This window comes from Ruegeria sp. BE3 (assembly GCF_056538865.1).
Map to the genome: position 1 here is coordinate 1,424,944 of NZ_JBQFTW010000001.1, position 21,292 is coordinate 1,446,235.

Below are 21,292 nucleotides of genomic sequence, written 5' to 3' on the forward strand. Positions count from 1 at the left end.
GCCCCTATCGACTGCGAGAGGCAAATCGCCCTGCAACTGTGCTAACATGCCGCTGAAATACGCCTTTCTAATAGGAAAGGTCGCAATCAGGTCTGTGTAGGATCGACTTGCGACATAGATAGATGCCATGGAAACGCCGTACCGTCTGCATTACGCCCCTGACAATGCTTCGCTGGTGATCCGGCTGACGCTGGAAGAGATGGGGTTGCCCTATCACACCGTTCTGGTCGACCGCACCCAGAACGAACAGGATAGCGCGGCCTATCGCGCGCTGAACCCAAACGGGCTGATACCGGTACTGAACACGCCACAAGGACCGATCTTTGAGACCGCAGCAATTCTGCTGTGGCTGGCTGACACCCATGGCAAAATGGCACCAGGACCAAACAGCCCGGAGCGCGCGGCCTTTCTGAAATGGCTGTTCTTCGCCTCCAACACGGTGCATGCCGACCTGCGCATCCTGTTCTACGCCGAAAAGTACATTGCTGCCGCGCATGCCAACACACTGCGTGAGGGCATCCGCCCCAGGCTGCTTCAACACCTGAAGCTACTGGATACGCTCGCCCAGAACGCGCCCCAATGGTTTCGCGCCGACCACCCCTCGGTTCTCAGCTATTATGTGGCTTGCATGATGCGCTGGATGGCACTTTATCCCACACAGGCCGATCGCAGCTGGTATCAGCTGGCCGATACACCTTATCTGCAAAAAATCCTGATGCAGTTGGAGTTGCGACCAGCTACACGCGCAGCCAACACCGCCGAGGGGCTGGGAGCTACGCCCTTCACCTCACCTATCTATGCCAACCCGCCAGAAGGCTCAGCTATCTGATATGTTTCTTTCTGTCTTCGATATGTTCAAAGTGGGCATCGGCCCGTCCTCTTCACACACCATGGGACCGATGGTCGCCGCCGCACGGTTTCTGGACCTGATGCGCGCATCTCCGTTTGAATTCTCGGGCCTGCGCGGGTCGCTGCATGGATCACTGGCGTTTACCGGCGTCGGCCATGCGACTGATCGCGCCACGATTCTCGGCTTGGCAGGATTCGTGCTCGACACGTATGACAACGACAAGGCCGAGGCCGCACTGGCCCAGATCAATGAGACCCACACTGTCGCGCCCGAAGGGCTGCCGACACTCAAGTTCAACCCCAAGACCGATCTGGTCTTCGATTTCGAACACAATCTTCCCGGCCATGCCAACGGCATGATCCTGATGGCCACCGATGCGCAGGATGACGTTATCTTGCGGCAGGTTTATTACTCGGTGGGCGGCGGTTTCGTCCTGACCGAAGAAGAACTGGCTGAAGGCAAGGATACCGAAGAAGGCGCGCCCGTTCCCTTCCCGTTCAAAAGCGCCGCTGAAATGTTGCAGATGGCAAAGGACACCGGCAAATCGGTTGCTCAGATGAAACGCGAAAACGAAATCGCGCGTGGTTGCCCCGAAAGCTTTGCCAAGGGCTCTGCCCGGCTGTGGCAGGTGATGAATGACTGTATCGAGCGTGGACTGACCACGGATGGTATCCTGCCCGGTGGTCTGAATGTGCGTCGGCGCGCCAAGGGCATCCACGATGCGCTGGTGGCTGAACGCGGCATGAACCTGAATGCTCCGCACACAATCAATGACTGGATGAGCGTTTACGCCATGGCCGTGAACGAGGAAAACGCCGCCGGCGGTCAGGTCGTCACTGCGCCCACCAACGGCGCGGCCGGTGTGTTGCCTTCGGTGTTGCGCTACTACCTTGATCACGTTCCGGGTGCCTCGGAAAGCCATATCGAAGATTTCCTTCTGACTGCCGCCGCCATTGGCGGGTTGGTAAAATACAATGCCTCGATCTCGGGTGCTGAAGCGGGCTGCCAGGCAGAGGTTGGAAGTGCATCGGCAATGGCGGCGGCAGGTCTTTGTGCTGTCATGGGTGGCACGCCTGAACAGGTGGAAAATGCCGCCGAGATTGCGCTGGAACATCATCTGGGCATGACCTGCGACCCTGTTGCCGGTCTGGTGCAGGTGCCATGTATCGAGCGCAACGGGCTGGGTGCGATCAAGGCGGTCTCAGCGGCCTCGCTTGCACTGCGCGGCGACGGCAAGCATTTCATGCCGCTGGATGCCGCGATCGAAACCATGCGCCAAACCGGACATGACATGCACGCCAAATACAAAGAGACCTCACTAGGAGGGCTCGCCGTCAACGTGCCGAACTGCTGAGCCGATACAGGAGGCTATCAAGATGCGCGGACACTGCTTATGTGGCAGGATCAGTTTCGAAGTCGATCCTCCGGTTCTGTCCTGCGTCACCTGCCACTGCGACAGTTGCCGACGCCAGTGTGCCGCCCCGATGACCACCTATTTCGGGGTGCGCGACGGCCAGTGGCGCTGGACTGGTGAGGAACCCAAGCGCTTCCATTCCTCCCCCGGGGTCGAGCGCAGCTTCTGCCCCCATTGCGGCACTCCGATCTCGTTTCGGTCGACAAAAATGTCGGATGTACTGCATCTCTATGTTGCGACGCTCGAGAATCCTGAGACCTTGGAACCCACCCTGCATGTTGCACATGAGGAAAAGCTGCGGTGGCTGCACCTGGGCGACGGACTGCCCACCTGCATCGGCCCGGACTACACCAAAGCCCAGCCGCTGCCCAAGGCGTGATGACAGAGCTTCCCAGCGCGAAGCGAAACCGCTAGCGTCGCGCCATGACTCAGGATCGCCCCGTATTCGGCATCGTTTTGATGCTCGGTTTTTGCGTGCTCGCCCCGCTGGGCGATGCCATGGCGAAAGTGCTGGGAGAAATCACGCCAATCGGCCTGTTGGTTCTGGTGCGCTTCGCGGTTCAGGTCATGATTCTGGCCCCGCTGATTGCCGCAACCAACCGCTCATGGCGGATGCACGGGCGGGTTCTGCGGCTGACCGTAATCCGGACCCTGCTGCATATCGCCGGTATCTCGGCCATGTTCAGCGCATTGCTGTACCTGCCGCTGGCCGACGCGGTGGCCATCGCGTTTGTCATGCCCTTCATAATGCTGTTGCTCGGCAGGTTCGTTCTGGGCGAACAGGTTGGACCCCGACGTCTGATCGCCTGTGTCGTCGGGTTCATCGGCACGTTGCTGGTGATCCAGCCCAGCTTTGCCGAGGTCGGTGCCCCCGCCCTTCTCCCTCTGATCGTCGCGGTAGTATTCGCACTGTTCATGTTGGTGACACGACAGATCGCAAAAGAGACCGATCCGGTCTCGCTGCAAGCGGTGTCAGGCGCAATGGCGACAGTAATCCTGCTACCGACCCTGCTGCTCGGATCAAGCGCTGGCATCGATCAGCTATCATTCGTTATGCCAGACAGAGAAACACTCTGGCTGCTCTTCGCGATCGGAGCGCTTGGCACCGTTGCGCATCTGTTGATGACATGGTCGCTACGCTATGCGCCGTCGGCAACTCTGGCACCCATGCAATATCTCGAAATCCCGGTCGCAACTGTGATCGGCTGGATGATCTTCCATGATCTTCCCAACGGCATAGCCGCCATCGGCATCCTGATCACGATTGCCGCAGGGCTTTACGTCATTCTGCACGAGCGGGCCAACGCCCGGTCTGGCCCGACAGAAACGCCCGCATGACCTGATCCAGCGCCTCGCGCGGCACCATCATCAGCAACCCGGGCTGGTCCAGTTCAAGCGTCAATTCTCCAACAGCGCGGTTTGACGTCCCGATCCGTCCGTCCGGTTCCAGCACAATATCGTCAATCGGCCATTCCAATCCTTGGCTCCGCCCGATTACACGCCGAAATGGAAACAATGACACAGTTGAGCCTGCGACAAGGTCTAGCGTGATCCGTGGAGGCACATGAAACACAACCTCATGTGCACCCAACAGAAGACAGGCACGCTCGGGCCAGCGGACAAGGCTGTTGAACACCGCCAACTGATGATCAACGCGCGCGCCAAGGAACCCTGCCGCCAACACCAGTGGTGCCTGAACACTGCGCAGCGCCTTGTCGAAATCCGTGCTGTCCTGTTCTCGAATCGGAAACAGCCGATCCTCGGGAATCCGGGCGCGATAGGTGGCTTCAAGCGAGTCAAAATCACCGATCACCGCATCGGGAATGCGCCCCGAATCAACCAGCGCAGCGGCCCCGCCATCCGCCGCAACCGCAGAATCAACGCGATTCAGCACCAGATTCACGTCACCGGGGCCGATTTCACCCCCTCCAAACAGCCCAATTGGCCCTTCAGACCGAACAATTGACTCATTTTTCGCAAGATTGACCATATTTCCCGGTTTTGGACATAATGAGACCACAAAATGATAGACTCATGGCTACAGTTTGAAGTCGATTGCCGAGATATGTGTTTGGCAATGTGACCTGGTAGTTTGTAGAGGACGTGCGTCTGATGGTACAGAACAACAAGGTGTTAACCGTTTCTTACGGAACCTTCTCGTGCACTTTGGAAGGCTTCGACGATTCATTCGAAACGATGAAAGCCATTGCCGAATATTTCCGGGATCTCGCAGCGGACGACCGTTATTTTGGATCGGAACCGCCTCAGCCCGACGCCGAGATGCTGACCCGCATCGCTCAGCGCGATGTCGCACGTAAAGTGGAAGCCAGTCAGAACGACACCGGTCTGCTCCTGCGGGCTACCGAGACATCAGCCCCTGCGGCACCGACCCCCGCTGCGATCGCACCTACACCTGCACCCGAGCCCGTTCAGCCTTTGTCCAGCGCCGCCCCCTCAACGCCTCAGGCACAATCCGATGAGCCTGCCGAGGACAGCATCGCGGCCAAATTGCAACGCATTCGGGCGGTGGTTTCGCATTCCGACCAAACCCCCACCACATATTCCGAGGATGAGGATACGAGCTATCTCCAACCGGCGAAGCCCAAGGTCGACGCGATCTCGGCAGCCTTCGCAGCAGGTGCGCTCAGCCCTTCAGACCTGGAAGACTCGATCGAAGAACCGGCACCCGCCCCCATGCCAGTGGAAGATCAGGCCGAAGATCTTCCCGAACCCGTCGCATCGACGGATGACGTTGAGGGCTTCGTTGACGAGTTGACTGACACCATGTCAAACGCCGACGAACAGGACGAGACCGACGCGACTGATCTGGTCCCCGCCGAGGACGAAGAAGAAGTTGCGCAGCAGGATGAGGTCACAGACAGTGACGTTCTGTTCTCGGACCTTGATGAAGCGTCTGAGACCGAGGATCAATCCAACATTCTGAACGAACCAGTTGCCGAAGACGATGATCGCGACGCGACCGAAGCACTGGCCGAAATTTCCAGCGATGTAATTTCGGCCGAGGATGAGGCGCTGCTGCTGGACGAGATCGCGCTTGTCGAATCCGAGCTGGAAACAAAGATCTCACCTGAACGGGCGGAAATGTCCGGGCTGGACGAAGACGTCTCACGCCTGATGGACAAGGCTGACGAACAGTTGGATGATCCATCCACCAATGATCAGCGTGAAACTTATTCGCACTTGCGTACCGCCGTCGCCGCAACCGAGGCCGAGCGCGCCGAAGGCAAAGACTCCGCTGGCGAACGCGAGGACGATTATCGCGGTGATCTGGCGTCTGTCGTCAGCCCCCGCCGCCCCGAGGTCGAAGTGACCAGCGAACGCCCCGCCGCGGAAATCGCAGCACCGCTGAAACTGGTCGCAGAACAGCGCATTGATACCGATGAGGCCGACACCGGCCCTGTCATGCCGCGCCGCGTGACCTCGTTGGATGACAGTGCCGCGGATGAGGAAGGCGGGTTCGCCACTTTTGCGCAAGAACAGGGCGCACAATCGCTTCCTGATCTGTTGGAGGCTGCGGCTGCTTACCTCTCGTTCATCGAAGGCCAGGAACAGTTCTCGCGCCCGCAACTGATGAACAAGGTGCGTTCGCTGAAGCAGGAAGCATTCAATCGTGAAGAAAGCCTGCGCTCCTTCGGGCAACTTCTGCGCGACGGCAAGATCGAAAAGGCCGGTGGCGGGCGTTTCGCTGCCTCGACCCAGATCGGGTTCCGCCCGGATGATGACGAACGCGCTGCGGGCTAAACCCGGCGCATCAAATTACCCCCTCGAAACTCGACAGGGCCGGAGGCAACTCTGGCCCTCTCCTTATGGGCGCGATCAAGCTCCTCAGCGGCAAATCCGCTCATTTTTGGCATACTAGGCGCTGCTGGTTATGCTGCGGCGCAGAAATTTGCTACGATCACCGCATCGACTGAACCCGACTCTGTGATCTTAAGTGCCCAAGTTTCCGACCTGAGGTATCTCGTATGTACGATCTTGCAATCCGACGTTTGCGCGTCTTCGACAAACCCCTTGTTACAGCCCATCTGCAGAACCTCGAACCCGAGGCTTTGCGATCACGTTTTGGCGCTGTTGTGCCTAACGTCTTTCTGGATCGTTATGCCTCGGCCCTGTTCGACGATGCATCCTTGGTCTTTGGGGCCTTCCCCGACAGCTGCCTACGTGGAATGGCCGAACTCCGCCCGGTGCGAGACAGCCTTCCCCGCACTGCCGAGGCAGCCTTCACCGTCGAAGCCCCATGGCAGGATCGTGGTATCGGTGACGCTCTTCTCTCGCGTCTTATCGCGAGCGCGCGCAACCGCGGGGTACGAGAGGTACATATGCTCTGCCTCGCGACTAACCAGAGGATGCGCCACCTGGCCAGCAAACACAGCGCTGATCTCAACTTGATGACCGGGGAAGTTGCAGCAACTCTCACACCGCCCTGGCCCACGCCATTTAGCATGGCAGAGGAAATTGCCGGGGAATATCATGCATTTGCCCGTGCAGTATTCAGCTGGCCGGATTAGTGTTTGTCCTGATCCGGGTCTTCCTTGCCCACCCCGCGAAAGACAAATTTGAACGGCAAGACCCAGACAATGCCCAGCGCGACATAGACCAGAAGCTCAAGCCAGATCGGCGGGCGATCCAGCCAGTTCACAATCGTCACGACTGCAACAATATAAGCAGGCAGCCCGACCAGCAGCAGCACCATCGACCAACGCCGCCGCGCCTTATAGCTGAGACCGGGCTTTTCGTTCCCGCTCATCAGTCCGCAAACGGGTCAGTTACCAGAATGGTATCCTCCCGCTCCGGGCTTGTGGACAACAAGGCGACCGGGCATTCGATCAATTCCTCGACCCGACGCACATATTTGATTGCGTTCGCAGGCAAATCTGCCCAACTGCGCGCGCCTTCAGTGGATTCACTCCAGCCCGGCATCTCTTCGTAGATGGGCGTGCAGCGCGCCTGCTGGTCGGCGGCGGTGGGCAGATAGTCGAGGCGTTCGCCATCCAGTTCATATCCGACACAGATCTTCAGCGTCTCGAACCCATCCAGAACATCCAATTTGGTCAGCGAAATACCGTTGACACCGCTGGTCGCACAGGTCTGACGCACCAAACAGGCATCGAACCAGCCACAACGCCGTTTGCGACCCGTTGTTGTACCGAATTCATGCCCCCGCTCACCCAGGCGCTGCCCATCGGCATCGTCCAACTCAGTCGGGAACGGCCCCTCGCCCACGCGCGTGGTATAGGCTTTGACAATCCCCAGAACGAAGTCGATCGATCCGGGGCCAATGCCTACACCGGTCGAAGCCTGCCCTGCGATTACATTCGATGATGTCACAAATGGATAGGTCCCGAAATCGATATCCAACAACGCGCCCTGCGCTCCTTCGAACAGGATGCGCTTGCCCGCTTTGCGCTTTTCGTTCAGCACCTTCCAAACAGGTGCCGCAAAGGGCAGAATCTGCGGCGCAATCTCTTTCAGCTGCGCAATCAACCCGTCCCGGTCAATTGGCTCAAGCCCCAAGCCGTTGCGCAAAGCGTTGTGGTGTACCAAAGCCCGGTCCACCCGCAGCGCCAGCGTTGCATCATCCGCCAGATCAGCCACCCGGATCACGCGCCGCCCTACCTTGTCCTCATAACATGGTCCGATTCCGCGACCGGTTGTGCCAATCTTGGCCACCGAGTTCTGATTCTCGCGTGCCCGATCCAGTTCGCCATGGAATGGCAGGATCAGCGGTGTGTTCTCAGCGATCATCAGCGTCTCGGGCGTAATATCAACACCCTGTTCCCGGATCGTGCCGATCTCTTTCATCAGGTGCCATGGGTCCAGTACAACCCCATTGCCGATCACGCTCAGCTTGCCGCCGCGCACCACGCCCGAGGGCAATGCATGCAGCTTGTAAACCTCACCATCGATAACCAGCGTATGCCCGGCATTATGCCCGCCCTGAAAACGCGCGATCACATCTGCCCGCTCGCTGAGCCAGTCGACGATCTTGCCTTTTCCTTCGTCACCCCACTGGGCGCCGACAACAACCACATTGGCCATATCCGGTCCTTTTGCGCTGAGATATCAAACCCGGCTGATATAGCGAGGCTCAGTCGGCAGGGAAACCGATATTTCGCCGCATCGGGAAATCGCGCTTCGCGCGATGCCTCTGGCGGAGATATTTATAGCCAGATGAAGACCGGATCCCCTGCTTCATCTGGCTATAAATATCTCGGGGGAGTCGCGGCCGGCCGCAGCGGGGGCAGAGCCCCCTCTACCCCTGCGACAAGCACACAGGTTCGCCATGGGGTGTGGTCAGGTAGGCCTCTTCCCACGCATCGCGCACGGCCGAGATATCGGCGAGCGATATGTCACCCTGTTCCGTCAACAACACCTCCAGCGTCTCCAGCCATGCATGGAAATAGTCGTCACCGCCATCCAACTCACGGTCCAGACCATGACGCTTCAGCGTTGCAGAGAACCGAGAGGCCCAATCCGGCCAATCAAAACGACCCGCCTCGTTCAGCGCCACCGTGACAGCAAATATCTGCGCATGCCAGGGTTCGGCAAAGACCGGCTCGGGGACGGTATGGGCGACGCAATCACTCATGCGGGTTCGAGGTAGGATTGCCACAGATCCAGCACGACCTCATCCTCTGAATGTTCGGGATTGGCCCAGAGTTCCGATGCCGGGAAGACCACAGCATAAAGTGGCTCGGGAGCTTCACCCAATCCATGCGCATTAGAATCAGGCAACACATGCGTTCCATGCAGTCGCAGCACCCGCCCTCGGGCACCCGCCGCGTAGATCGGCAGCCGCGTATGACCGCCATCGACCAACCGGTTTGCCGTTGGACGCGCGGTGCGCACCGATTGTCCAACCTCAAACTGAATCGCGACGTTCGATGGGCGATCCGCCGGACCACCCTTGGCAAGGGCTGCGGCAACGGCATCAGCCTTCAGAACACGCGTGGCCAAAGGATGTTCGGCGTCTTCTTCGGCGCCGCGCAAATCATCCAACGTCAGCACGCCGTTTTCGACCAGCAGATCTGCGAGTCCTGAAATCCATTTTTCATAATAGGTAAACTGCGCATAATCCTTGGGGGACAGGCGCTCACGCGCATGGCGCGATACATCGATATTCCATTGCCCCAGAAACCCCGACGCAAGAGTTACCGCCAGAGCACGCGCGTGCCAGTCTTCGGCAAAAACAGGTGCGTCTTCCGCTTCTGGATCAATAGCCCCGTCACCGAACCGCCCTCCCATGTCGTGAACGCGGGTCATGCGTTCACCTTGGGCAAGCTCGTGCCAATCATGCTGTCGCGGGTGACTAAAGCGGCAAGATCGTCTTCGCTCAACCCTTCAGAACCTGCAGGGCGCATGGGCAAAACCAGATAGCGAATCTCCGCCGTTGAATCCCACACCCGAACGGACGTGGTGTCAGGCAAGCTTACACCAAACTCGGCCAATACCTTGCGCGGTTCGCGCACGGCGCGAGCGCGATAGGCATCGGATTTATACCAGCCTGGCGGGATACCCAACAGAGGCCATGGATAACAGCTGCACAATGTACAAACGACCATGTTGTGCTGCGCAGGGGTGTTCTCGACCACCACCATATGCTCTCCCTGACGACCATAATATCCGAGATCGGCAACGACTGGTGTTGCATCTGCAAGCAGAGCCGCCTTGAAGTCAGGATCGCTCCATGCCTTGGCAACAACGCGGGCCCCGTTCTGCGGGCCGATCTTGTTCTGGTAGGTATCGATGATCTCATCCAGCGCCGCCGGGTCGATCAGCCCCTTACGGGTCAGAATCGTCTCCAGCGCTTTGACACGGAGCGCGGGTTCGGGCGGCAACAGGGCGTGCGGGTGGTCGTGGTCATCATGTGGCATGAGCCGCAGCCTGCGCCACGCCTTGCCCGCCTGTCCAGTCCCTTTGGCGTGATCCATCACATCACCAACCGTGATGGCAACTCCTCCCTTGCCCCCAGAACCAAACTTGCATAAGTACCACGCGATACACGCCACGCTGTACAGGACCACCATGGAAAACGTCGTTCTCATCATCCATCTTCTTCTGGCTCTGGGCCTGATCGCCGTTGTGCTGATGCAGCGGTCCGAAGGTGGCGGCCTTGGCATGGGTGGCGGCGGTGGCGGAGCCATGACCGGGCGCGCAGCTGCGACTGCGTTGGGCAAAGTGACCTGGATCCTGGCGGCGTGCTTTATCGTCACCTCGATCACGCTGACCATTCTGGCCGCACAGAAATCCTCGGGCAGCTCGGTTATCGACCGTTTGGGCGTTCCGGCCCCGGCCCCGACCGAGGAAAGCACCCCGGCTGTACCGTCGGCTGATGATCTTCTGCCTCCGACACAGGGCGACAATGCGCCGCTGATCCCGCAGGCCGACTGATACACAAAACCTAGAAACCGGAAAGAGGACTGCAACAGCATCTTGCGGTTCTCTTGCGCTATGGGCGCGAATCCTTTATATGTGAAGTCCCGTGATGCAGCGGTTTTTCGTAAACCGTCGGGCAGCTGATTTTGACGTCTCACGGGAGCAAGCCGAACAACATGGCGCGATTTATTTTCATCACTGGTGGTGTGGTTTCGTCCTTGGGTAAAGGACTGGCTTCGGCGGCTTTGGGCGCGCTGCTGCAGGCCCGAGGGTACTCAGTACGCCTGCGCAAGCTCGACCCCTATTTGAACGTCGATCCGGGTACGATGTCGCCGTTTGAACATGGCGAAGTGTTCGTCACCGATGACGGGGCCGAGACCGATCTGGACCTTGGCCATTACGAACGTTTCACCGGCGTGGCCGCGCGTAAGACCGACTCGGTCAGCTCGGGCCGGATTTATTCCAACGTGCTTGAGAAAGAGCGCCGCGGCGACTACCTGGGCAAAACCATTCAGGTGATCCCGCACGTCACCAATGAGATCAAGGATTTCATCGCCATTGGCGAGGATGAGGTTGATTTCATGCTCTGCGAAATCGGCGGCACCGTGGGCGATATCGAAGGCCTGCCCTTCTTTGAGGCTATCCGTCAATTCAGTCAGGACAAACCCCGTGGTCAGTGCCTGTTCATGCACCTGACGCTGCTGCCTTATATCAAGGCGTCCGGTGAGCTGAAAACCAAGCCGACCCAGCACTCGGTAAAAGAGCTGCGCTCGATCGGTCTGGCCCCCGACATTCTGGTGTGCCGCTCCGAAGGCCCGATCCCGACCAAAGAACGCGAGAAGCTGGCCCTATTCTGTAATGTCCGCCCCGACAGCGTGATCGCAGCACAAGACCTCAGCACCATTTATGACGCCCCGCTGGCATATCATCGCGAAGGTCTGGATCAGGCGGTTCTGGATGCCTTCCAGATCAGCCCTGCCCCCAAGCCCGATCTGGCGAAATGGGAAGATGTCAGCGACCGCATCCACAACGCCGAAGGCGAGGTGAAGGTCGCTATTGTGGGCAAGTACACTCAGTTGGAAGACGCCTATAAGTCGATTGCCGAGGCGCTGACCCATGGCGGCATGGCCAACCGCGTGAAGGTCAAGGTCGAGTGGGTTGATGCCGAGGTATTCGACAATGAAGATGTGGCACCGCATCTGGAAGGCTTCCACGCGATCCTTGTCCCCGGAGGGTTTGGCGAACGTGGAACCGAAGGCAAGATCAAAGCGGCTCAATACGCGCGGGAGCACAAAGTACCATATCTGGGCATCTGTCTCGGCATGCAGATGGCAGTGATCGAGGCAGCGCGGAATGCGGCGGGCATCGCCGAGGCGGGTTCGGAAGAATTCGACCACGAAGCCGGGAAAAAGCGTTTCGAACCGGTTGTTTACCACCTGAAAGAATGGGTGCAGGGCAATCACAAAGTCGAACGTAAAGTCGGAGACGACAAGGGCGGAACCATGCGTCTTGGCGCCTATAATGCAGTTCTGGCCGAGGGATCAAAAGTCGCTGATGTCTATGGCGGCACTCAGATCGAGGAACGCCACCGCCACCGCTATGAGGTCGACATCAAGTATCGCGACAAGCTGGAAAAGGCTGGTTTGAACTTCTCGGGCATGTCGCCCGATGGCCGCTTGCCCGAGATTGTTGAATGGTCGGATCACCCATGGTTCATCGGAGTTCAGTATCACCCGGAGCTAAAGTCCAAACCCTTCGACCCGCATCCCCTGTTCCGCGACTTCGTGCGTGCGGCCAAGGACACATCGCGCCTCGTCTAGGTCACTGCAAAGTGAGGGCTGCTGCGAAAAAAACTGTACGCAGCGGCCGTTGTCGCAGTTAACTGTCGGAAGAAACCGACAGGAGACCGGCCATGACAGATCAGATAACCCAAGCAGAAACCTTTGCCGCCCTGCACAAAAAGGGCGATCCGGTCATCCTCTATAACATCTGGGACGCGGGCAGCGCCGCAGCTGTACGCGATGCCGGGGCCAAGGCTCTGGCGACTGGCAGTGCACCGGTCGCAATGGCGCAAGGCTTTACAGATGGGCAGAACATCCCCTTCGACGCGGCGCTGGAGAACGCGCGGCGCATTGTGGAGGCCGTTGACATCCCGGTCACCATGGATCTGGAAGGCGCCTATGCCGAAGATACGTTCGGCATCTCGGCCAATGTTAAACGGGCCCTCGAAACCGGCGTGATCGGCTTCAACTTTGAAGACCAGATCGTTGGAACGAAAGAGCTTTATGACATCGAAACACAGGCTGCGCGCGTCGCAGCCATGCGTGAGAGCTGTGATGTTGCCGGAATTCCCGCGTTCATCAATGCCCGTACCGATATCTTCCTCAAGGCGGCGCCGGACAGCCATGATCAGGCGATGCTGGACGATGCCATGGCCCGCGCCAGAGCCTATGCTGAGGCCGGGGCCAGCGGCTTCTTTGCACCGGGCCTGAAAGATGAAACGATGATCGGTCGCCTGTGTGAAGCAACCGACTTACCCGTCAATATCATCGCCCTTCCCGGCACACCTGACACGCCGACACTGGCGAAACTTGGCGTAGCCCGGATCAGCTATGGCCCTGTGCCCTACCGGCAGATGATTGCCTGGCTGCAGGACAAAGCCCGCGAGGCGCTGCAATCGGGCGGGTGATCCACTTTTAGGGGATTGCATTCCCAGACATTCCTCCGCACCTTGCGCGTGAAAGCACAGGAGGAAGCCCCATGGCCAAAGGATACTGGGTTGCCCATGTCGATGTCGATGATTTCGACACCTACAAGAACTATATAGCCGCAAACGCCGCGCCTTTTGCCGAATATGGTGCCAAATTCCTCGTGCGAGGCGGTGATCGGACCGAGGTCGAAGGCCAGGCCCGCGCCCGCACCGTAGTGATCGAGTTCCCCAGCTACGAACAGGCGCTGGCCTGTTATGAAAGCGAAGGCTATCAAGCGGCTAAGGCCCTGCGCGATCCGGTGTCCACCGGCGATCTTGTGATCATTCAGGGCTATGAAGGCTAGCACCGCTTGGCGCGTCCGAAATTTAGGAATATCCTAACCCTATGTTGAAGAAGTTCTTTCAGGCGTTCCGTCCGCCGCAACACGACAACCTTCCAGACCCGGATGCCGAACTGGCCCTCGGTGCATTGATGGTGCGCGTGGCTCAGGCAGATCGTGATTACAAACTGGAAGAGATCAGCCTGATCGACCGCATCCTCGCCCGCCTCTACCAGCACAATGCGATTGAGGCCGCAAAGGTGCGTGCTACCTGCGAAAAGCTGCACGCTGCCGCGCCGGAAACCGATACATTTGGCAAGCTGATCCGTGAAACCACTGATTTGCAGGAACGCCTGGCCGCTTTGGACGCCTTGTGGGAGGTCGTGCTGGCCGATGGCAACTCGGACGAAGGCGAGATCAAAATCGTTGAAGAGGCCCGTATTGCCATGGGCTTGAGCTTCAACGACAGTAAAGCTGCCCGCGAACGGGTGCAAAGCCGCTTGGAGGCGACCTAGGCCGGGACATTCTTTGACGCACAATTTGCCCCTAATACCGGTTTCCACCTTTCGGATTGCGCACTATATATCTGACTATGTTCAGTGATTTCCTGTCCCGGCTCACACAGCCACAGCCCGACCCGCTTGTCGAAGACGATGCTCGCCTGGCTCTGACCGCCCTACTGGTGCGCATCGCACGTTCCGACGATGACTATGCCGATACCGAGATGGCCCGGATCGACCGTATCTCGGTCGAGCGTTATGGCCTTTCGCCGTTCGAGGCTGCAGCCCTGCGTGCCCGCGCCGAAGATCTTGAGGCCGAGGCACCCGACACTGTCCGCTTCACCCGAGCCATCAAAGAGGCCGTCGCCTATGACGACCGTCTGGCGGTGGTACAGGCGATGTGGTCCGTCGCACTGGCCGACGGGCAACGCACTGGCGAGGAGGATTCGCTACTGCGCCTCGTTGTCAGCTTGCTGGGTGTCAGCGACGTAGATTCAGCCATGGCCCGTCAACGGGCTGCGAAAGCCTGATAGGCGGCTGATTCGATCACCCTCGATGCCTCCCCAATAGCCCATCCCGCCATCACAGCCAGCACCTCGTCGCGTCGACGCGGCTGGAAACACCGTGTGTCTCATTAACCCTGGCCCGCCCGCTTGGCAGGCAGAGCGGACGTTAAACTGACGATTTTGGTTAAAACGACTGGTCATTTTGGCGATTTCGCCACGTGAACTTGTCATTTGCGCATTGCATTGGTTCAATTTTTCAGCCCTAGTACCGCACCAACACCATTCACAATAACTGGACTGCCCGTGACAGAAAACGCGCCCGTCATCGAGATCAAGAACCTGCACAAAAGCTTCGGAAATCTCGAGGTGCTCAAGGGAGTGGACATTACCGCCCATCGTGGCGACGTTGTCTCGCTGATTGGTTCTTCCGGGTCAGGCAAATCTACTCTTCTACGCTGCTGCAACCTGCTGGAAGACAGCCAGCAGGGCGAGATTCTGTTCAAAGGTGAACCGGTGAGCTGGTCCGGTGAAGGGCATAACCGCCGCCCGGCCGACGCCAAACAGGTGCTGCGTATCCGCACCAACCTTTCGATGGTGTTCCAGCAATTCAACCTCTGGGCCCACATGACCATCCTGCAAAACGTGATGGAGGCTCCGGTCACCGTTCTGGGCCGTGATAAGGCCGAAGTTGAGGACAGCGCCCGCAAATATCTGGAAAAGGTGGGCATTGGCGACAAATGCGACGTCTATCCGGCACAGCTGTCTGGCGGCCAGCAACAGCGCGCCGCCATCGCGCGTGGGCTTTGCATGGAGCCTGAGGCGCTCCTGTTTGACGAACCCACTTCAGCGCTCGACCCTGAGTTGGAACAGGAAGTGATCAAGGTGATCAAGGATCTGGCCGCCGAAGGCCGTACTATGATCATCGTGACCCATGACATGAAGATGGCAGCGGACATCTCCAGCCATGTTGTGTTCCTGCATCAAGGCCTGATCGAAGAAGAGGGCACACCCGAAGATATTTTCACTACCCCTGAATCCCAACGGCTTCAGGGCTTTCTCTCCGCCACTCAGGCGGCATAATCAACGGACAGAACCAATAAGGGGAGTAACAATGAAAAACCTGATTCTGACCACCGCAGCACTGGCTCTGACCGCCGGTGTGGCCATGGCCGAAACCGTGCGCATGGGCACCGAGGGCGCCTACCCTCCGTATAACTTCATCAACGACGCTGGTGAGATCGACGGCTTTGAGCGTGACGTAGGTGATGAACTGTGCAAGCGCGCCAATCTGGAGTGCGAGTGGGTCAAGAACGACTGGGATTCGATCATTCCGAACCTGGTCTCGGGCAACTACGACACTATCATCGCGGGCATGTCGATCACTGACGAACGTGATGAGGTCATCGACTTCACTCAAGACTACTATCCGCCGACTGCTTCAGCATACGTTGCGACCTCTGACACGGCAGATGTGACCGGCGGTATTGTTGCAGCGCAAACCGCCACCATCCAGGCTGGCCACGTTGCCGAATCCGGCGCGACCCTTGTCGAATTCGCAACCCCGGAAGAAACCATCGCAGCTGTTCGTAACGGCGAAGCCGATGCCGTTCTGGCAGACCGCGATTATCTGGTTCCTTTGGTAGAAGAATCGGGCGGTGAACTGGTCTTTGTTGGAGATCCGGTTCCGCTGGGCGGTGGTGTCGGCATGGGCTTGCGTGAAAGCGACGGCGAGCTGCGTGGTAAGTTTGACGAGGCCATCACTTCTATGAAAGCCGACGGCACACTGAACGAAATGCTGATCAAGTGGTTCGGTGAAGGAATCGCCACATACGGTGCTGACGGTTCAGTCGTCACCAACTAATACCTATCGTATCCCGGTCCGGCGCCTCAGCGCCGGGCCGCGGCATCGGCTTTGCCGGTAAAGACGTTCGAAAGACGCCATATGTTCTCCTACTGCGCTGATCCTGACACGCTCGGCACGTTCCACTGGTTCTCGTGCTATCTAACCAATGGCGTCCACTGGTCATTCTACCTATCCTTTCTCAAAGTGTTGGGCTTGTTAGCCGTCACTGCCCCAGTCGCGCTCAGCTTCGGCTTTGCCGGTGCCATGGCGGCGCGGTCGCATTTCCCACCGCTAAGCTGGCTGGGCAAAGCTTACATTGCCATTGTGCGCGGCGTGCCAGACATCGCCTTTTTCCTGTTTTTCGTGATCGCATTGGATCAGGGTTTCGAGTGGATCCGGCACAAAGTTATCTGCCCCGACTGGACCGAACCAGTTCGGCAAGGCAATGACTTCCTCGTCTGCCAAGCCGCCAAGCTGCCGCTGGGCACCGCGCCTGAATGGGTGCACGAAACTTATGGGTTTTTCCTCGCAGTCATCACCTTTTCCATCGTTTTCGGCGCCTTCGCCGCCAACGTCCTGTTCGGCGGCATGCGTGCCGTGCCCCACGCCCAACTGGAAACCGCCGAGGCCTATGGCATGACCCGCCGCCAGACCTTCTGGCGCATCCTCGTGCCACAGATGTGGGTCTACGCCCTGCCCGGCCTGTCGAACCTCTGGATGGTGCTGATCAAGGCCACGCCGCTGCTGTTCCTGCTGGGCATCGAAGATATCGTCTATTGGGCACGTGAACTGGGCGGCACCAAAACCTCGCGCTTTACCGACTACCCCCACGGCGACTGGCGTATGTGGTACTTCCTCGCCCTGCTGATCTTCTATCTCGGCATGACCCGCGTCTCGGAAGTCGGGCTTGAGAAACTGATGCGCCGCCTGTCCCACGGTCAGGCCACATCGGGCGGAGAGCTTCTGCGCAAGGAGACCACCGCATGAGCTGCCTCCAGACCATTCAGGATTATGGCCTCCGGTCACTGGGCTTCGGCGAGCGCCTGCTGCCCAAAACCGATTTCACTCTGTGCGAGCATTTCACGCTGATCGGCTCGGGCATGATCTGGAATATCTATTTCGGGATCATGGCGATGGTCACAGGGTTCTTCCTCGCCACCGCGTTGGCCGTCGGCAAAGCCTCATCGAATAAATGGCTGCGCAAACCGTCCGAGTGGTTCATCTTCCTGTTCCGCGGCTCACCGCTCTTTATCCAGTTCTTCTTCGCCTATTTCTTCTTCCTGTCGCTGAAGAAACCCTATCCGATGTTCGACGCCTTCACCTCGGCCTGGCTGGGGGCGCTGATCGTGCTGTTCCTGAACACATCCGCCTATTCGGGTGAGATCTTCTATGGTGCGCTGCGCTCGATTCCCAAAGGGGATACCGAAGCCGCAGACGCATATGGCATGTCTGGCTGGTCCCGGTTCCGCCGTATCATCTGGCCCACCATGCTGCGGCTGGCTTGGCCCGCTTATACGAACGAAGCCATCTTTGTGTTCCAATCCACCACGCTGGTTTTCTTCTCGGCGTTCCCGGCCTGGCAGCAACGCGGAGACGCGCTGTATTACGCGAGCTACTTCGCCGACAAGACGTTCAACCCGTTCATTCCTTACCCGATTCTGGCGTTCTACTTCATCTTACTGACACTGGTCATCGTCTGGTGTTTCGGCATGGTCAACAAACGTCTGAACCGGCACCTGCCCGCCGAGCGAAAGGCCAAGATGCGGTTCCGTCTGAATCTGGCACGCTAATCCCACTCGACCGGGTTCAAACGGAACAGTTTCGAGAGTTGCTCGTACACCTCAGGCACCTCGCGCTGTAACGCGCGGGGGCGTTCAAAAAATACTTCGACCGAGACGGCAAAAAACTCCTCGTGCCCAGTCGCACCATAGGGGTCAATCACCGTGCGCCGACCGCTTTCGACAGCGCGCACATGCGCGTCATAGGCGGTCAGAAATACCTTTTCCCATTCGGCAAAGCTCTGACCTGCGCTTAGAATTGGCACGCCGTTCGTACCGCCGGAAAGGTCGTCAATCTGATGCGCAAATTCATGCAGCACCACGTTCTGGCCATCCCGATCATCCAGCGCCCCTTGCTGGCTATGCGCCCAGGACAGAATGACCGGCCCGCGATCCCAGCTTTCACCGGTGCGCACGATTTCTTTCTCAGACACGACATAACCCGAGCGCCGCTGCTGCTTTGACTTGAAGGCGTTGGGATAAATCAGGATCGTCGTCAGATTATCGTACCAAAGGTCACTGTTGATCACGAGCAGACAAGCCTGTGCCGCAATCGAAAGTTCCATCTCTTCCGTCACATCCAGCCCATCGCAACCGTAGTAACTCACCTGATCCAGCAACAAGTTCACCTTGCCATCCAGATGCTGGCGCAGCGGCTGCGGAAGCCGCCGGATGATTGGCACCTGACGATCAATGATATCGCGCTGACGGGCGCTCAGCGGCGTGGCAAGCAACTCGGCGCGGGCCTGCCGTTTCGACCAGAAATAATAGCAAAGGCCAGCGACGACGAGGAACAGAATGGTAAGAAAGATCAACATGGAAAGACACTATATGCATCAGTTGCTCGGGCACAATTGGCCACCAGCTCTGGCACGGCGAACCTGCGACTGACACTGTGATCCCTGAGTTTACGACAGATTGGTGAAATTTCGCCAATAGGGCGAAACAAGCCTTGGCTTGAGCGCTATATGACTTTATCTTTCCCAAAGATAAAATTCGGGAAATCCAAATATGACGCTTGTACCCAACGTTCATGACGCCGAACCCATCCCCGCAGCCGCAAGAGACGCAATTGACGCCCTGATGCAATCTGGCGACCTGTTCCGCTATACCGCGCCACAGGATGCACCGGTTTCGCTGCTTGAGGCCGAGTTTGCCGCGCTGCTGGGCAGCAAATACGCTCTGGCCGTGTCGTCCTGCTCTGCTGCGCTGTTCCTGTCGCTCAAGGCATTGGATCTGCCGCGGGATGCGCGGGTTTTGATCCCAGGATTTACCTTTGCCGCCGTACCGTCCTCGGTCGTTCACGCGGATTGCATTCCGGTTCTTTGCGAAGTTGGCAGCAATTATCGCATCGACATGGAGGATTTCGCGGCCAAGCTGGATAGCGTTCAGGCAGTGATCATCAGCCATATGCGCGGCCATACCTCGGACATGGATGCCATAATGGAGCTGTGTGACGCGCGCGATATACCTGTGATTGAGGACGCCGCACATTCGCTTGGCACCACCTGGAATGGGCGCAATATCGGTACGATCGGCAAGATCGGCTGTTTCTCGTTCCAGTCCTACAAGATGATCAACGCGGGCGAAGGCGGGATCCTGATTACAGATGACGCTGATCTGGTAGCCCGCACCGTCATCATGTCAGGCGCATATGAACATAACTGGAAAAAACACTCAGGCGCACCCGAGCTTGAGCTGGCCTTTGCCCGCTGGCAAAACCAGTTGCCGCTTTACAACCTGCGGATGAGCAACCTCAGCGCCGCCGTGATCCGCCCGCAGATTCCGGAACTGGCGCGTCGGGTACGTGACGGACTGGAGAACCATGACTATGTCGCGGATCGCCTGAACGCGTCGCCCCATATCGACGTGCCCGCACCGCTGACAGCTGAACGCCGCGCGCCGGATTCGATCCAGTTCAATCTGGTGGACCTTGGTGACGATGAAATCAAAGCTTTCGCGGCAGCTGCCGAGGCACGGGGTGTTAAGGTGCAGGTCTTCGGTCTGAGCCAGGATAACGCGCGCGCCTTCTGGAACTGGCAATTCCTGCCCGAACAGGTCGATCTGCCACAAACCCGCGCCATGCTGATGAGCGCCTGTGACGTGCGCCTGCCCGTCCGCCTGACGCGCGAAGAACTTGACGTGATCGCGGATATTCTGCTGGCCTCAATAGGTGAAGTGGTCGGCCCGATGCCGGTCTACGGTACCTGATCAGCTCTCACCAAGATCAAACGCTTGAACGGACAAAAACAACGCGTCGATCCCATCCGGGGTCGGCGCGATGCGCGACAATATCCCAGCGACTGCCGGACCTTCCTCCGTCTGAACCAGTAGTGGCGCGCCGGAATCTCCCATCATGACAGGACATATTGCGTGCAGGAGGTGCTGACCCGCAGGCTGAGGCACGCAAGCTCCGGTACGGCTCAAGACATGGGAGCGCAAGCCGGGATACCCCGACACAAACCCTTCGCTTGTGTCGTCGGCGAGCGCCAAGAACCCAAGCTCTGCTCCGATCGGATCGGTCAGTTCCAGCACGGCCCAATCCAAGTCGGCGCGATTGTTGAAAGCTCCATCCACACCTTGCGATGCGGACAGCCGGTAGGCATTGACGGCAGAGACCGCGACAGCCTCACCGCGCTGATATCCTGCGGCAAACCGGATGCTTGAAGGCGGTATCCATCGCTGGCGGGCAGAATTGTAAAGGCAATGCGCCGCCGTAAGCACCAACTGCTCCGACACCAGAACACCTGTACAGTGAGACCGCTGGCTGCGGCTGGCAAAATTGACGCGCCCAATAGCCCGCCAAGGCTCCTCGAAGGCGTTCAGGATTTCGCGATCCCGGATATCCGCGCAGCCAGCCGAAGTGTCCTGCCCCATTGTGCAGATCGGCTCCCACACGTTCGAGAATTTACCTTGCGCCAGCGCCGTCTGCGCCCAGAGCAGTACCGCAATCGCAAGCAGTCGGCGCATCAGC

The 21,292-nt window shown here is 58.5% G+C and carries 25 protein-coding genes; 17 read left to right on the forward strand and 8 right to left on the reverse strand.

Going from position 1 to position 21,292, the window contains the following annotated elements; all coding sequences use genetic code 11:
* Positions 1–127: 127 nt before the first annotated feature.
* The 4 genes from ACR0AZ_RS07070 to ACR0AZ_RS07085 are packed head-to-tail and all read left to right on the forward strand — an operon-like array spanning position 128 to position 3,602.
* The gene (locus ACR0AZ_RS07070) at positions 128–829 is read left to right on the forward strand and encodes a glutathione S-transferase family protein (RefSeq protein ID WP_480470175.1); all 702 of its coding nucleotides are present in this window, start codon (positions 128–130) and stop codon (positions 827–829) included.
* Between the two features lies 1 nt (position 830).
* On the forward strand, positions 831–2,204 hold the full coding sequence (locus ACR0AZ_RS07075) for an L-serine ammonia-lyase (protein ID WP_480470176.1): 1,374 nt from the start codon (positions 831–833) through the stop codon (positions 2,202–2,204).
* A gap of 22 nt (positions 2,205–2,226) precedes the next feature.
* The gene (locus ACR0AZ_RS07080; protein ID WP_480658083.1) at positions 2,227–2,643 is read left to right on the forward strand and encodes a GFA family protein; all 417 of its coding nucleotides are present in this window, start codon (positions 2,227–2,229) and stop codon (positions 2,641–2,643) included.
* 44 nt (positions 2,644–2,687) lie between these two features.
* Positions 2,688–3,602 carry a DMT family transporter gene (locus ACR0AZ_RS07085; RefSeq protein ID WP_480667110.1) on the forward strand — a complete coding sequence of 305 codons (915 nt, stop codon included), beginning with the start codon at positions 2,688–2,690 and terminating at the stop codon, positions 3,600–3,602.
* On the opposite strand, the gene ACR0AZ_RS07090 is transcribed toward ACR0AZ_RS07085, so the two are convergent.
* Positions 3,547–4,158 carry a thiamine diphosphokinase gene (locus tag ACR0AZ_RS07090; protein WP_480667111.1) on the reverse strand — a complete coding sequence of 204 codons (612 nt, stop codon included), beginning with the start codon at positions 4,156–4,158 and terminating at the stop codon, positions 3,547–3,549. The genes ACR0AZ_RS07085 and ACR0AZ_RS07090 overlap by 56 nt on opposite strands.
* A gap of 218 nt (positions 4,159–4,376) precedes the next feature.
* Between ACR0AZ_RS07090 and ACR0AZ_RS07095 the strand changes: the two genes are divergently transcribed.
* Complete coding sequence (locus ACR0AZ_RS07095; RefSeq protein WP_480667112.1) at positions 4,377–6,026, forward strand: hypothetical protein; 1,650 nt, start codon at positions 4,377–4,379, stop codon at positions 6,024–6,026.
* Between the two features lie 224 nt (positions 6,027–6,250).
* Positions 6,251–6,793 carry a GNAT family N-acetyltransferase gene (locus ACR0AZ_RS07100; protein ID WP_480667113.1) on the forward strand — a complete coding sequence of 181 codons (543 nt, stop codon included), beginning with the start codon at positions 6,251–6,253 and terminating at the stop codon, positions 6,791–6,793.
* Here ACR0AZ_RS07100 and ACR0AZ_RS07105 read toward each other — a convergent pair.
* From ACR0AZ_RS07105 to nthA, 5 genes are all read right to left on the reverse strand, one after another.
* Complete coding sequence (locus ACR0AZ_RS07105) at positions 6,790–7,032, reverse strand: DUF2842 domain-containing protein (protein ID WP_480667114.1); 243 nt, start codon at positions 7,030–7,032, stop codon at positions 6,790–6,792. The two genes, ACR0AZ_RS07100 and ACR0AZ_RS07105, sit on opposite strands and share 4 nt — an antisense overlap.
* Positions 7,032–8,324 (reverse strand): adenylosuccinate synthase, encoded by a 1,293-nt coding sequence (locus ACR0AZ_RS07110; protein WP_480470183.1) that lies wholly within the window; start codon positions 8,322–8,324, stop codon positions 7,032–7,034. Before ACR0AZ_RS07110 ends, ACR0AZ_RS07105 begins: the two co-directional genes overlap by 1 nt.
* A 214-nt stretch (positions 8,325–8,538) precedes the next feature.
* Positions 8,539–8,874, reverse strand: a complete 336-nt coding sequence (locus tag ACR0AZ_RS07115) for a nitrile hydratase accessory protein (RefSeq protein ID WP_480658091.1) — start codon at positions 8,872–8,874, stop codon at positions 8,539–8,541.
* The gene (gene nthB / locus ACR0AZ_RS07120; RefSeq protein ID WP_480658092.1) at positions 8,871–9,548 is read right to left on the reverse strand and encodes a nitrile hydratase subunit beta; all 678 of its coding nucleotides are present in this window, start codon (positions 9,546–9,548) and stop codon (positions 8,871–8,873) included. Before nthB ends, ACR0AZ_RS07115 begins: the two co-directional genes overlap by 4 nt.
* The gene (nthA, locus tag ACR0AZ_RS07125) at positions 9,545–10,159 is read right to left on the reverse strand and encodes a nitrile hydratase subunit alpha (RefSeq protein ID WP_480658576.1); all 615 of its coding nucleotides are present in this window, start codon (positions 10,157–10,159) and stop codon (positions 9,545–9,547) included. Before nthA ends, nthB begins: the two co-directional genes overlap by 4 nt.
* A gap of 151 nt (positions 10,160–10,310) precedes the next feature.
* On the opposite strand from nthA, the gene secG reads away from it, so the two are divergent.
* From secG to ACR0AZ_RS07175, 10 genes are all read left to right on the forward strand, one after another.
* The gene (gene secG, locus ACR0AZ_RS07130; protein ID WP_480658093.1) at positions 10,311–10,676 is read left to right on the forward strand and encodes a preprotein translocase subunit SecG; all 366 of its coding nucleotides are present in this window, start codon (positions 10,311–10,313) and stop codon (positions 10,674–10,676) included.
* Between the two features lie 161 nt (positions 10,677–10,837).
* Positions 10,838–12,481, forward strand: a complete 1,644-nt coding sequence (locus ACR0AZ_RS07135; protein WP_480470187.1) for a CTP synthase — start codon at positions 10,838–10,840, stop codon at positions 12,479–12,481.
* Positions 12,482–12,573: 92 nt separating this feature from the next.
* On the forward strand, positions 12,574–13,350 hold the full coding sequence (locus ACR0AZ_RS07140) for an isocitrate lyase/PEP mutase family protein (protein ID WP_480667115.1): 777 nt from the start codon (positions 12,574–12,576) through the stop codon (positions 13,348–13,350).
* A 71-nt stretch (positions 13,351–13,421) separates the two neighbouring features.
* The gene (locus ACR0AZ_RS07145; RefSeq protein WP_480470189.1) at positions 13,422–13,715 is read left to right on the forward strand and encodes a DUF1330 domain-containing protein; all 294 of its coding nucleotides are present in this window, start codon (positions 13,422–13,424) and stop codon (positions 13,713–13,715) included.
* Positions 13,716–13,756: 41 nt separating this feature from the next.
* Entirely contained in the window at positions 13,757–14,206 is a 450-nt protein-coding gene (locus tag ACR0AZ_RS07150) for a tellurite resistance TerB family protein (protein WP_480470190.1), read from the forward strand.
* A 77-nt stretch (positions 14,207–14,283) separates the two neighbouring features.
* A complete protein-coding gene (locus ACR0AZ_RS07155) occupies positions 14,284–14,721 on the forward strand; it encodes a tellurite resistance TerB family protein (RefSeq protein WP_480667116.1) in 438 nt (145 codons plus the stop codon).
* 279 nt (positions 14,722–15,000) lie between these two features.
* On the forward strand, positions 15,001–15,777 hold the full coding sequence (locus ACR0AZ_RS07160; protein ID WP_480470192.1) for an ABC transporter ATP-binding protein: 777 nt from the start codon (positions 15,001–15,003) through the stop codon (positions 15,775–15,777).
* A gap of 31 nt (positions 15,778–15,808) precedes the next feature.
* Complete coding sequence (locus tag ACR0AZ_RS07165) at positions 15,809–16,558, forward strand: transporter substrate-binding domain-containing protein (RefSeq protein WP_480667117.1); 750 nt, start codon at positions 15,809–15,811, stop codon at positions 16,556–16,558.
* A gap of 81 nt (positions 16,559–16,639) precedes the next feature.
* Positions 16,640–17,527: an ABC transporter permease gene (locus tag ACR0AZ_RS07170; RefSeq protein WP_480470194.1), complete on the forward strand. Its 888-nt coding sequence runs from the start codon at positions 16,640–16,642 to the stop codon at positions 17,525–17,527.
* Positions 17,524–18,330, forward strand: a complete 807-nt coding sequence (locus ACR0AZ_RS07175; RefSeq protein ID WP_480470195.1) for an ABC transporter permease — start codon at positions 17,524–17,526, stop codon at positions 18,328–18,330. The genes ACR0AZ_RS07170 and ACR0AZ_RS07175 overlap by 4 nt, the downstream gene beginning before the upstream one ends.
* Here the strand turns inward: ACR0AZ_RS07175 and ACR0AZ_RS07180 are convergent.
* Positions 18,327–19,136, reverse strand: coding sequence for a M90 family metallopeptidase (locus ACR0AZ_RS07180; protein ID WP_480470196.1), 810 nt, complete (start codon positions 19,134–19,136; stop codon positions 18,327–18,329). The genes ACR0AZ_RS07175 and ACR0AZ_RS07180 overlap by 4 nt on opposite strands.
* 193 nt (positions 19,137–19,329) lie before the next feature.
* Between ACR0AZ_RS07180 and ACR0AZ_RS07185 the strand changes: the two genes are divergently transcribed.
* Positions 19,330–20,529, forward strand: a complete 1,200-nt coding sequence (locus tag ACR0AZ_RS07185) for a DegT/DnrJ/EryC1/StrS family aminotransferase (RefSeq protein WP_480667118.1) — start codon at positions 19,330–19,332, stop codon at positions 20,527–20,529.
* On the opposite strand, the gene ACR0AZ_RS07190 is transcribed toward ACR0AZ_RS07185, so the two are convergent.
* A complete protein-coding gene (locus ACR0AZ_RS07190; protein WP_480658101.1) occupies positions 20,530–21,288 on the reverse strand; it encodes a trypsin-like serine peptidase in 759 nt (252 codons plus the stop codon). It lies immediately after the preceding gene.
* Between the last annotated feature and the right edge of the window lie 4 nt (positions 21,289–21,292).

Bases quoted from the DNA above. Each gene is read 5' to 3' on its own strand.
- ACR0AZ_RS07070 (WP_480470175.1), top strand. From the start codon at position 128: ATGGAAACGCCGTACCGTCTGCATTACGCCCCTGACAATGCTTCGCTG.
- ACR0AZ_RS07075 (WP_480470176.1), top strand. From the start codon at position 831: ATGTTTCTTTCTGTCTTCGATATGTTCAAAGTGGGCATCGGCCCGTCC.
- ACR0AZ_RS07080 (WP_480658083.1), top strand. From the start codon at position 2,227: ATGCGCGGACACTGCTTATGTGGCAGGATCAGTTTCGAAGTCGATCCT.
- ACR0AZ_RS07085 (WP_480667110.1), top strand. From the start codon at position 2,688: ATGACTCAGGATCGCCCCGTATTCGGCATCGTTTTGATGCTCGGTTTT.
- ACR0AZ_RS07095 (WP_480667112.1), top strand. From the start codon at position 4,377: ATGGTACAGAACAACAAGGTGTTAACCGTTTCTTACGGAACCTTCTCG.
- ACR0AZ_RS07100 (WP_480667113.1), top strand. From the start codon at position 6,251: ATGTACGATCTTGCAATCCGACGTTTGCGCGTCTTCGACAAACCCCTT.
- ACR0AZ_RS07105 (WP_480667114.1), bottom strand. From the start codon at position 7,032: ATGAGCGGGAACGAAAAGCCCGGTCTCAGCTATAAGGCGCGGCGGCGT.
- ACR0AZ_RS07110 (WP_480470183.1), bottom strand. From the start codon at position 8,324: ATGGCCAATGTGGTTGTTGTCGGCGCCCAGTGGGGTGACGAAGGAAAA.
- ACR0AZ_RS07115 (WP_480658091.1), bottom strand. From the start codon at position 8,874: ATGAGTGATTGCGTCGCCCATACCGTCCCCGAGCCGGTCTTTGCCGAA.
- nthB (WP_480658092.1), bottom strand. From the start codon at position 9,548: ATGACCCGCGTTCACGACATGGGAGGGCGGTTCGGTGACGGGGCTATT.
- nthA (WP_480658576.1), bottom strand. From the start codon at position 10,159: ATGCCACATGATGACCACGACCACCCGCACGCCCTGTTGCCGCCCGAA.
- secG (WP_480658093.1), top strand. From the start codon at position 10,311: ATGGAAAACGTCGTTCTCATCATCCATCTTCTTCTGGCTCTGGGCCTG.
- ACR0AZ_RS07135 (WP_480470187.1), top strand. From the start codon at position 10,838: ATGGCGCGATTTATTTTCATCACTGGTGGTGTGGTTTCGTCCTTGGGT.
- ACR0AZ_RS07140 (WP_480667115.1), top strand. From the start codon at position 12,574: ATGACAGATCAGATAACCCAAGCAGAAACCTTTGCCGCCCTGCACAAA.
- ACR0AZ_RS07145 (WP_480470189.1), top strand. From the start codon at position 13,422: ATGGCCAAAGGATACTGGGTTGCCCATGTCGATGTCGATGATTTCGAC.
- ACR0AZ_RS07150 (WP_480470190.1), top strand. From the start codon at position 13,757: ATGTTGAAGAAGTTCTTTCAGGCGTTCCGTCCGCCGCAACACGACAAC.
- ACR0AZ_RS07155 (WP_480667116.1), top strand. From the start codon at position 14,284: ATGTTCAGTGATTTCCTGTCCCGGCTCACACAGCCACAGCCCGACCCG.
- ACR0AZ_RS07165 (WP_480667117.1), top strand. From the start codon at position 15,809: ATGAAAAACCTGATTCTGACCACCGCAGCACTGGCTCTGACCGCCGGT.
- ACR0AZ_RS07170 (WP_480470194.1), top strand. From the start codon at position 16,640: ATGTTCTCCTACTGCGCTGATCCTGACACGCTCGGCACGTTCCACTGG.
- ACR0AZ_RS07175 (WP_480470195.1), top strand. From the start codon at position 17,524: ATGAGCTGCCTCCAGACCATTCAGGATTATGGCCTCCGGTCACTGGGC.
- ACR0AZ_RS07180 (WP_480470196.1), bottom strand. From the start codon at position 19,136: ATGTTGATCTTTCTTACCATTCTGTTCCTCGTCGTCGCTGGCCTTTGC.
- ACR0AZ_RS07185 (WP_480667118.1), top strand. From the start codon at position 19,330: ATGACGCTTGTACCCAACGTTCATGACGCCGAACCCATCCCCGCAGCC.
- ACR0AZ_RS07190 (WP_480658101.1), bottom strand. From the start codon at position 21,288: ATGCGCCGACTGCTTGCGATTGCGGTACTGCTCTGGGCGCAGACGGCG.